The following is a 6,670-nucleotide window of genomic DNA, read 5'->3' as shown; positions in this document are numbered from 1 at the left end:
GGCCAGCGCAGCACCGAGCCCCGCCACAGTCCCGGCCCGCACATGGCGCCAACCATACGCAACAGCCAGCGCGCACAAGTCCACCCCATGCGGCGTACCAAAGTAACGTTCGACGGCGGCGGCATAGTCGGGTGCCCCGGCCAGCCGGCCGTGCTCCAGGACGGAGAAGATGCCGCCGCCGGCGTCGTTGAGGACGATGAGCTGGATGTCCGGTTCCCGTTCGCCGGTGCCCAGCAGGAGCGCCCCGGAATCGTGCAGGAATGTCACATCGCCCAGCAGCACACGCGTGGGTGTTCCTGTGGCGAGGGCGATTCCGGTGGCGGTGGAGACGGTGCCGTCGATGCCGGCAAGGCCGCGGTTGGCGAACACCCGGCCCGGGCCACCAGCACCGTCGGGGCCGGCGGGTGCGGGCCGGCCGGCGAGGTCGACGTCGCGCACGGGGTTTGACGACCCCAGCACCAGATTGTGGCCCAAGTCCTGTCCGGGATCCTGCTGGAAACGTTTCCACACCTGGCGGGCCACGGCGGGGCCGCTGAGTGTGCCCGGGCGGGCCGTCTCGGCCAGGACGGCGTCCAGGCGTTGTTCGGCGGTCCGGGCCGCGTCCTGCCAGGCTGCCAGCCAGCCGTCGGGTCCGAACCCGGCAAAGCCGACCAGCTGGTCCCATTGCGTCAGGACCAGTTCGGGGCGCCGTCCGGCTTCAAACCAGGCCACCGGGCGCGGCAGGTACAGGGCCCGTTCCAGGTCCGTCCGGGCCAGCAGCCGCGCCACGGGACGCGACAGGGTGGGGCGGCCAAAGACCACCACGCGCTCCATCGGCCAGGCGGACTCCGGTCCGAACTGCTCCAGCAGCATCCGGTAGGGGCCGACGGCGTTGGGGCCGAACCGGGCGTTGGACGACGGCTCGGCCAGGAGGGGCAGGCCCAGGGTGCGGGCAAAGTGTTCGGCGGCGGGCCCGGCGTCGTGCCCGGCCAGGACCACGGTGCGGTGGCTGGCGGAGGGCCGGCCGATCTCCGGGGACCCGACTTGGCGGGACCCAGTGGTTTCGACAGGCTCAACCAACGGCGCAGGCTCAAGCAGCGGGGCAGGCGCAGCCAGCGGCGTGGCGTCAACCGCCGGCAGCAGCCGTTCCCATTCGGAGCCGTCGAGCGCCGGTGTGAGCGGGTCCCGGAAGGCCAGGTTCACCTGGGCGGGCCCGGCCGGGATGCCCTCGAGGCGGCCGCGGGCGGCGCTGAGCGCCGTGGCGATGGCGGCCGTGGGATCGATTCCGGCGGCGACGTCGGTGGCGAACCGTACGTGCTCGCCAAAAAGGTCCAGCTGGATGGTGGTCTGGTTGGCGCCCGTGCCGCGCAGTTCCTCGGGCCGGTCTGCGGAGAGCACCAGCAGCGGCGTGCCCGAGTGGTTGGCTTCCATGACTGCCGGCATCAGGTTGCCCACCGCGGTGCCGGAGGTGGTCAGGACCGCGGCCGGGCTGCCCGACCCCTGCGCCAGGCCCAGGGCGGTGAATCCGGCCACGCGCTCGTCGATCCGGACGTAGGTGGTGAGCCTGCCGTCCGCTTCCGCCTCCGCCAGGGCATAAACAAGGGGTGCGCTGCGTGATCCGGGCGCCACGACCACGTGCCGCACGCCGGCGTGTTCCAGTGCATCCACCACGTATCGGGCAGCGTCCATTGAAGTAAGTAAAGCCACGCCACCATCTAACCACCCGCACCGGGTCTCGACAGGCCCGGCCAGCCGGCGCACGGTCTCGACAGGCCCGGCCACCGGGGGCCCGGCCTACAGCAGGGCGTGGCAGCGACGCAGGCGCTCCAGCCACCAGTCGCGACGCTCCGCCGGTGCCGCGAAGCGTTCCAGCAGCGCCGGGTCCGCTGCGACGTCGCGCACGGCAATCCCCCCGTCCGCGGCCACGAGGCTGTCTGCGGAGACGTCCCCGGCCATGAGCGAGACAGTGCCCAGGCCGCACGCGTAGGGAAGTTCGGGCAGCGCGGCCGCCAAGGCCAGGCCCGCACGGATCCCCACCGAGGAGTCCAGCGCGGAGCTGACCACCGCCGGCAGCCCGGCCTCAGCCACAATCCCCAGCGCCTGCCGCACGCCGCCGAGCGGCGCGGCCTTGACCACCAGCAGGTCCGCCGCGCCGGCACGGGCCACGGCCAGCGGGTCCGTGGCCTTGCGCACGCTTTCGTCCGCGGCAATCAGCACGGTGCCGGACAGGGCACGGCGCACCGCGGCCAGCTCCGCGACGGTGGCAACGGGCTGTTCGGCGTATTCCAGCCCGAAGACCGAAAGCATTTTCAGCGCCCGGACGGCCTGTTCCACGTCCCATCCGGCGTTTGCGTCAACACGTATCCGTGCGTCGGGCAGCAGGTGCCGGACCGCACCCACGCGGGCGGCATCCTCGCCCAGCGACTGGCCGGCCTCGGCCACCTTGACCTTGACGGTGTGGACTGCGTCGAACGCCCCCAGGACGGCCGGCACCTCCGCTGCTGAAACGGCCGGAACCGTGGCGTTGACCGGAATCCAGTCCCGCATGGACTGCGGGTACCCAGCCCAGCCTGCTTCCACGGCTGCGGCGAGCCACCGGGCAGCCTCCGCGTCGCGATACTCCACAAAGGGGGAAAACTCGGCCCATCCCGCCGGACCCTCCAGCAGCAATACCTCCCGTTCCAGCACCCCGCGGAATTTCACGCGCATGGGGAGGGTGGCAACGCGGGCGGAAGCGAGCAGTTCTTCGAGGGCGACCATGGCCATTACTTTAGCGCCAGGCCGGCATTGCCACGGCCCGAAAGTACGGCCAGCTGCCTTTCATGTATCTGTGGGAACCTAGTCAGGATGAGTACGCATGCACCACGTTCCCCCCGCGGAAGCAGCCTGCCCCGACGCACCCGCATCCATTCTGCCCCGTTCATCGCGGGAGCCCTGGTCTCCCTGGCCGGGCTGGTGGCGTGCTACAAGTTTTTTGTTGACAGCACCGTGGGGCAGTTCATGGACGAATCCGCACTGGTCCAGGCGAAGGTGGCCCAGCGGTTCATCGGCCTGCCCGCTGCGGGGGTCCTGGACCTGCTCCCGGCCACGTCAGTGGTGATTGCCGTCGTGGTGGTGCTTTTTGTCACGCTGGCCCGGCGCCGCTGGAAGGCCTCCGGCGTGGCCGTTCTGGCCATGGCGGCCGCGAACCTCAGCACGCAGCTGATCAAGATCGGGCTGCCGGACCGGCCCTTCGTCGGAGTGCAGACCCTGACGTTGAATTCGCTGCCGTCCGGCCACAGCACCCTGGCGGCAAGCGCGGCGGCGGCGGTGTTTTTGGTGGTGTCCCCGCGCTGGCGGCCGTCGGTGGCGTTTGTGGGCGGCAGCTACGCCGTTGTTGCCGGGGTGGCCACGCTCATCAACCAGTGGCACCGCCCGGCCGATGTCATTGCTGCCTTCTTCGTGGTGGCCTTCTGGACCTGCCTTGCCGCGCTGCCCATACTGCGCACCGGCAGCGCCTGGAACGTGTGGCCCGGCCCGGGGCACCACTGGGCCTCCCGCCGGTGGTGGACCGGCCTGTCCGCGGTGGTGGCCGTGGCCGCCGCTGCCTCCACCGCGCTGGTCCTGCGCGCCGTGTCCACCCACCCGCACGACAGCGTCATCAGCTTTTTCCTCGCCGGGGTGGGACTGATCGTGGTGGCCGGCTACAGCCTGACCGTCCTGGGGACGTTCCTTCTCACGCTGCAGGTACGACGCCGGTCCCGCCTTTAGCCCCCTGTCTCCGGCGCCGCCGTGGTTGGCGGCCGCCGTTTACAACACCGTTCACAGCGCTGCAGCGAGCGGCTCCCAGAAGTAGCTGAAGTCCTCGCCGGGGCCGGCCATGGCCCGCTGGGTGAACAGGACGCCGATGAAGTCGGCGTCGGGATTGACGTAGGCCGTGGTGCCGGTGCCGCCGGTCCAGCCGTAGCCCCCGGGGGCCGTCCAGGAACCCCGGCGGGCTGTGTCCACGGCGATCTGCCAGCCCCAGGAAATGCCCGGTCCCATCAACTCCGCCAGGCCCTGGCGCTGGGTGTCGTTGAGCTGGTCGGAGGTCATGTGGCGGCGCTGCTCGGCCGGAACCAGGGTGTCCCCCGCAAGCGCGGTCAGGAACGCCAGGTAGTCGGGAACCGTGGAGACCAGCCCCGAGCCGAGGGATTCAAAGGCGGGCTGGCGCGAGAACAGGCCGTCCGGCGGGTCCAGGACTTCCAGTCCGCCGGGGCCCGGCCGGTAGGCGGTGGGCAGTTCGGCGGGGTCCCCGAAAAAGCCTGTGCCGGCCATGCCCAGCGGGTCCGTGATGCGTTCGGCCAGGATCTGGCCCAGGGGTGCCTGCCCGGCCCGCGCCAGCAGCACCGAGAGGAGGTCGCTGCCGGTGTGGTACTTCCAACAGGCGCCCGGCTGGTGCTCGAGGGGAAGCTTGGCCACCCGGTGCATGAATTCCTCGTGCGTCATGGACGGGGGAAGCGGGCCGGGCTCAATCCCGGCATCCACCAAGGCCCGCCCCAGCGGCGTGTTGCCGAAAACGGCCCCCATGCCATGGGTCAGGGTAAGCAGGTGCCGGACGGTGATGTCGCGGTCGGCAGGGACGGTGCTGTCCAGCGGGGCATCGGGGCTGGTGAGGACACGGGGGTAGGCCAGCTCGGGCAGCCACACGTCGGCCGGGTCGTCGGGTGCCAGCGAACCGTCGGCGATCATGGAGGCGGCGAGCGCACCGGCCACGGGCTTGCCCAGCGAGGCGATCCGGAACGGGCTGTCGGTGCGCATTGGCTCCGGCCTGCCCAGCGTGCGCACGCCGGTGGCAAAGAATTCTGTGGTGCCGCCATGCCGGATGCCGGCCACCATCCCGGGCGCCCACCCCGACTCCACCTTGTCCGACAGGGCCTGCCACACCGTTGTGAATTGAGCGCTCATAGTCCCATGATTCGCGCCCTGCCCCGTGCCGTCAACAGCTTCGGGATGCCTGCTATTCCGCGATGTCCTCGGCCCACAATTGCGGGTGCTCCTGCTGGAACGCCTGCATCATCTCCACGCAGCGCGGGTCGTCCAGGACCTCCACCACCACCCCGCGCGAGCGCAGGAGCTCGAATTCACCCGCAAAGGTCCGTGCCTCGCCCACCACGACGCGCGGAATCTTGAACTGGATGATGGTCCCGGTACACATGGCACACGGCGCCAGCGTGGTGTACAGGACGGTGTCGCGGTAGCTGCCCTGCCGGCCGGCGGCACGCAGGGCCGACATTTCCCCGTGCGCTATCGGGTCCCCGTGCTGGACCCGTTCGTTATGCCCGACGGCGATGACCTCGCCGCCGCGCGCCAACGTAGCGCCGATGGGAATGCCGCCCTGGGACAGGCTTTCCCGTGCCGCCCGGTAGGCGGCCTCAAAGGCGGGATCGGGCACGGCGGGGTTGGTCATTGCGGCATCAGTCATGGTGGCGTCCTTGGCTCCGTAGCGGTTTTCCCAGACTACCCCGCTACCGAGCCAGGGGCTTGTTGCGCGGCACCCAATAACCCAGCACTGCGGCCGCCGCCAGCCCCAGCAGTCCCGTCGCGGCAACGCCGAAGGACAGTGTCACGGCGGCGGTGAGTCCGGAGAGGATGACGGGGCCGCTGGAGGCCCCGGCATCGGCGAGGAAACGCCAGATCCCCAGAAACTTCGGGCGCCCGTGCCGGGGCGAGTAGTCGGCGCCCAGGGTCATGATCAACCCGGAGCCAATGCCGTTGCCGAAGCCGATCAGCAGGGCCGCCAGCAGCAGGGAAACGGCCCCGGTGGTCAGCGGCATGAGCAGCAGGGACACGCCCATGAGCACCATTGACGGCACCGCCACCCAGATGCGGCCCTTGTGGTCCATGACCTTCCCGGCGGGGTAGAACACCAGCATGTCGATGGCGCCGGAAAGCCCGTAAATAATGGATGTCACGGCCGGGTTCAGGCCCAGGTTGTCCGCCCAGAGCGGCACCACCACCTGGCGTGAGGCGCGCACGGCACTGACCAGCAGCACGCCGACGCCCACCGTCAGGAACACCTTGCGGTGTGCCGCGACCAGCGAGCGCACCGTGGGGGCCGGGCCGGCCGGCGTCGTGCCCGGCTCGCTGACCAGGTCCGGCAGGCCCCAGGCCACCGCCCCGGCACCTGCAACACAGACGGCCGCCACCCAGTAGGCGCCCGCCAGGCCCACCAGGTGGATGGCCAGCGCACCGATGAACGGCCCGGCAAACAGGCCGATCCGCCCCACCCCGCCCAGCGTGGACATGGCGCGGGCGCGCAAGAGCGGCGGCACGGCCTCGGTCAGGTAGCTTTGCCGGGCCAGGTTGAACACGGCGGCCGCGGCACCGATCAGGAACACGCCCAGCCCGAAGAACAAGAGGTTGCCGGCGAACACGCACAGCAGCATGGCGGCCAGGCTCAGCGTCGCGGCCCCGACCATGCCGACACGTTCGCCCAGCCTTGCCGTGATGATTGAGGCCGGAATGTTGCTCACCAGTGAGCCGACTCCGATCAGCGAGACCACCAGGGCCGCAGCGGCCAGGGACGCGCCCATGTCCCGGGCGCTGAGCGGGATGACGGGCAGGATGGCGCCCTCGCCGATGCCGAACAAAAAGGACGGCCCAAACGCAGGGACGGCGATGGACCACAGGCTGAAGTCACCGGGATTGGCTGTTTTGCTCACTGCCCCCA

Annotated in this window: 6 protein-coding genes; 1 reads left to right on the top strand and 5 read right to left on the bottom strand. The window is 70.6% G+C overall.

All coding sequences use genetic code 11. The features are described from left to right. Positions 1-1,668 (bottom strand): 2-succinyl-5-enolpyruvyl-6-hydroxy-3-cyclohexene-1-carboxylic-acid synthase (gene menD / locus G6035_RS17025; protein WP_176618294.1); only part of this gene is annotated, 1,668 nt, incomplete at its 3' end. Between the two features lie 105 nt (positions 1,669-1,773). After that, complete coding sequence (locus G6035_RS17020) at positions 1,774-2,745, bottom strand: o-succinylbenzoate synthase (protein WP_176618293.1); 972 nt, start codon at positions 2,743-2,745, stop codon at positions 1,774-1,776. A gap of 81 nt (positions 2,746-2,826) precedes the next feature. Here G6035_RS17020 and G6035_RS17015 point away from each other — a divergent pair, with 81 nt between their 5' ends. Continuing rightward, entirely contained in the window at positions 2,827-3,729 is a 903-nt protein-coding gene (locus G6035_RS17015) for a phosphatase PAP2 family protein (protein ID WP_176618292.1), read from the top strand. A gap of 51 nt (positions 3,730-3,780) precedes the next feature. Here the strand turns inward: G6035_RS17015 and G6035_RS17010 are convergent, their stop codons facing one another. From G6035_RS17010 to G6035_RS17000, 3 genes are read right to left on the bottom strand one after another with little or no spacing between them, the layout of a single operon-like run. Beyond that, on the bottom strand, positions 3,781-4,905 hold the full coding sequence (locus G6035_RS17010; RefSeq protein ID WP_176618291.1) for a serine hydrolase: 1,125 nt from the start codon (positions 4,903-4,905) through the stop codon (positions 3,781-3,783). Positions 4,906-4,957: 52 nt separating this feature from the next. Next, entirely contained in the window at positions 4,958-5,422 is a 465-nt protein-coding gene (locus G6035_RS17005) for a nucleoside deaminase (RefSeq protein WP_256128070.1), read from the bottom strand. Between the two features lie 43 nt (positions 5,423-5,465). After that, positions 5,466-6,662 (bottom strand): MFS transporter, encoded by a 1,197-nt coding sequence (locus G6035_RS17000; protein ID WP_176618290.1) that lies wholly within the window; start codon positions 6,660-6,662, stop codon positions 5,466-5,468. Between the last annotated feature and the right edge of the window lie 8 nt (positions 6,663-6,670).

The organism is Arthrobacter sp. SDTb3-6 (assembly GCF_013376095.1).
Taxonomy (GTDB): domain Bacteria; phylum Actinomycetota; class Actinomycetes; order Actinomycetales; family Micrococcaceae; genus Specibacter.
This window is presented reverse-complemented; position numbering and strand designations above follow the sequence as displayed.